General features: G+C 40.5%; 4 protein-coding genes. All 4 read right to left on the bottom strand.

Annotation, left to right across the window (positions count from 1 at the left end; all coding sequences use genetic code 11):
* Window positions 1-195 (bottom strand): hypothetical protein (locus HP456_RS21270; RefSeq protein ID WP_172254826.1); only part of this gene is annotated, 195 nt, incomplete at its 3' end.
* Between the two features lie 405 nt (window positions 196-600).
* The gene (locus HP456_RS21265) at window positions 601-825 is read right to left on the bottom strand and encodes a YneF family protein (protein ID WP_172254824.1); all 225 of its coding nucleotides are present in this window, start codon (window positions 823-825) and stop codon (window positions 601-603) included.
* A gap of 84 nt (window positions 826-909) precedes the next feature.
* Complete coding sequence (gene sirA, locus HP456_RS21260) at window positions 910-1,347, bottom strand: sporulation inhibitor of replication protein SirA (protein ID WP_172254822.1); 438 nt, start codon at window positions 1,345-1,347, stop codon at window positions 910-912.
* A 323-nt stretch (window positions 1,348-1,670) separates the two neighbouring features.
* Window positions 1,671-3,626, bottom strand: a 1,956-nt coding sequence (gene tkt, locus HP456_RS21255) for a transketolase (protein ID WP_172254821.1), incomplete at its 5' end; no start/stop codon positions are given.

The raw sequence follows: 3,626 nt of genomic DNA, 5'->3' as shown, positions 1-3,626 counted from the left end.
TATCATCATCGTAATCAATCCCCGATTGACTGATTTCTTTTGCTTATTGATCTTATAGGACAGATATTCACGGGCTTCACTTGCCGCGCTGTCTTGTATTTCAAGTGTTTCTTCATCAATCACTTCCCGGGTTTTATTATTGCAGCCTGATAAAAAGACAAAAAGTGAAAGTGAAGCAATCATCCATTTTTTCATTTGACTCCCTCCGCACCTTATTCTATCACAAATCCTTTTTTATGCTGAATAGATACGATGAAGTTTTTTTGACTAATTATATTTAGTTCAATTTAATCCTAAGAAATTTCCGCTCAGGGATGCCTATCTAATTCAAAACGTATATTAATCATTCTCTTTTTGGTAAACCCCTTTGGGATATAGTTGTATAGACATTCTTGAATCACATCATCAAGTAACAACAAAAAAGACCACTCCTCCTGCTTAATTACTCTACAGGAAAGTGATCTTATTTTCGATAATACGAAAGCTTAACCAATCTGAGTGCATTTTAAAATGAAGGATTAACCTTTTAGGAAAATCTACGTGCATCATCATCTACAATCAAAAATCATATGATGAGCATTGAACCTTAGTAAAAGGGTTTTATTTCCCTTGTTGCTTGTTCATAGCGTTCATCATTTGATTGATTTTCTTTTGTGATGGTTTCTGGCCCATCTGCATCATCATCATGCGAAGCATTTGTTCATTAATCGGTGGATTTTTCTTTAAGTAGCTCATCATGTATTTACGAGCAATGAAAAATCCTAGTGCAATTCCGGCAAGTAATGCTAGAACTCCTACTAGAATAAGTAGCCAAGTCGTTGACATCTTCTTACTTCCTCCTTCATGTTGTCCTTATAAAAGTGTACTAAACCAAGGAACATTATACAATATTTCTGTCATAATTTCTTATTAATATATAAATTTTCTTTGTTTTATAGGTTTTAACCATCCGTAACGCTCATTTTTAATGTCGATTGCAAGTAATTGCCCCATGTTTCTCCTTAAAATTTCAAAAAATAAATATTCGCAGTCTTGGGGTCCCCATGCTTCTAGCGACATCGATTTTTCATTTAACAGAAGTGCAGCTCCGGAATCTTCTCTCTCAATTCTGGCAGTGGTGTCAATCCACTTTGACCCTTCAACCTTAACAAGTTCATGCTGCAATAATCTTTGTGTAGGAAGGTAAGGAATTGGCTTAGTGATGAATTCTACCTGTTTTGCAATAATTTCTTTCATTTCACCGGTACTGACTTCCCATTCAGAAAACAGCCCAAAGAACATTCTTTCACGTCCGTAGTAGTGGTTGGCAAATGATTCCTCAATCCAATAGATTTGATAACTTCTCACCTATGTATCCCCCCTACATTTCCTTGCATCTAGTATAAAGGAAGAAAGAGTTTGCAATTGTCAGAAATTGTAGAGAAAATACACTAGTTTTGTCGAAGGATCTCTCGTCCAAAGAATTATCTCTTGAAAATCATACCGTTCACTCTTATACGATTTTCAAATTATGGTGAGGGTATTGAAATTTTTTGTTTCCCCCGGCATCTTTGACAAGTAGAGTGGTTTCTTTATTTGATTAAACCAATCAGTACCTTTAATTGCAAAAAAAAGCTAACTCCTGTAAGAATTTTCGTTCCTAAGGAGTCAGCCATGATTCGAGTCAGAACTTATTGAAGTAACGCTTTAATTCTTGAAACAACATTGTCAGCAGTAAAGCCGTATTCTTCAAGTACTCTTTCACCAGGAGCAGAGGCACCGTATCCATTGATGGCAAGAATATCACCTTCTGTCCCCACATAACGGTCCCAGCCAAGTGGCACTCCCATTTCAATGGCAAGACGCTTCGTTACATTCTTAGGAAGGATTGATTCTTTGTACTCCTTGGACTGCCGTTCGAAGCGGTCCCATGAAGGCATGCTTATAACAGAAACACTGATTCCATCTTTTTCTAATGCATTTTGAGCTTCCACAGCAAGGCTGACTTCTGATCCGGTTGCGATCAATAATGCATCCGGCTGCTCTTTACCTGCTGGAGAGACTACATATGCACCCTTGTCCACCCCGTTATAAGCTTTATCAGAAGTTCCTTTTAACGTAGGTAGATTCTGACGGGATAATACAAGCATAGTTGGCTGATTAGAATTTTCCATTGAAAGCTTCCAGGCTGCAGCCACTTCATTTCCGTCAGCCGGTCTGATCACGCACAGGTTCGGCATTGCACGCAGCGATGCAAGCTGTTCAACTGGTTCATGCGTCGGACCATCTTCCCCGACCGCTATGCTATCATGTGTGAAAACATATGTTACAGGAAGCCCCATGAGTGCAGCTAATCGGATAGCAGGTCTTAAATAATCACTGAAAACGAAGAATGTTCCGCCGAATACTTTCAAACCACCATGTAATGCCATACCATTCATGGCACCACCCATTCCGAATTCACGAACTCCAAACCAGATGTTTCTTCCTTCATAAGATTCAGGAGTAAAGTCAGCTTCTCCTTTAATCATTGTTTTGTTGGATCCTGCTAAATCAGCAGACCCACCGATGAATGTTGGAAGTTTTTTAGCAATTGCATTCAATACTTCTCCAGAAGAAGCACGGCTCGCCAATGATTTACCTTCTTCATAGACAGGAATCTCACTATCCCATCCCTCAGGAAGCTCCCCCTTGATTGCAGTTTCCAATTGGACAGCTGATTCTGGGTGCTCTTCCTTGTATTTAATGAACAGATTTGCCCATTCCTCTTCTTTTTGGGAGCCCGTCTGCTGAATTTTTTCCTCAAAACGGCTGTATACTTCATCAGGTACATGGAAATCTTGATCAAATGTCCATTTATAAGCTTCTTTCGTAAGCTTCATTTCATCTTCTCCAAGAGGAGCACCGTGTACATCCGATTTACCTGATTTATTCGGAGCACCGTAACCGATTACTGTCTTCACTTCAATCATGGTCGGACGGGATGTATCTGCCTGAGCATCTTCGATCGCTCTTGAAATTTCATCTAAGTCATTCCCGTCTTCCACTCTGATGTATTGCCAGCCATACGATTCAAAACGGCCTTCTACACTTTCAGAGAAAGACTTATCCAGCTCCCCGTCCAAAGAAATATCATTTGAATCATAAAGGACAACCAAGCGTCCAAGTTTAAGGTGAGCCGCTAATGAGGCTGCTTCGGAAGATACACCTTCCATTAAATCGCCATCACCACAGATCGAGTATGTATAATGATCCACTAAATTGTAATTATCCTTGTTGTAGGTCGCAGCTAAATGTCTTTCTGCAAGCGCCATCCCGACTGCCATGGCGATCCCTTGACCAAGAGGTCCAGTAGTGGCTTCCACACCTGGAGTATGTCCATATTCCGGGTGTCCCGGTGTTCTGCTTCCCCATTGACGGAATTCCTTCAGGTCATCCATGGAAACATCATAACCAGATAAATGAAGAAGGCTGTAGAGCAGCATGGAACCATGTCCAGCAGACAAAACAAAGCGGTCTCTGTTGAACCACTCAGGATTTTTAGGATTATGGTTCATAAAGCGTGTCCAAAGGGCATACGCCATAGGTGCTGCACCCATAGGCATTCCCGGGTGTCCAGAACCTGCTTTTTCAATTGCATCGATAGA

Source organism: Bacillus haikouensis (assembly GCF_013179555.1).
GTDB lineage: Bacteria > Bacillota > Bacilli > Bacillales > Bacillaceae_B > Rossellomorea > Rossellomorea haikouensis_A.
Note: the sequence above shows the minus strand (reverse complement) of the source record. Positions and strands in the feature narration are given on the sequence as shown.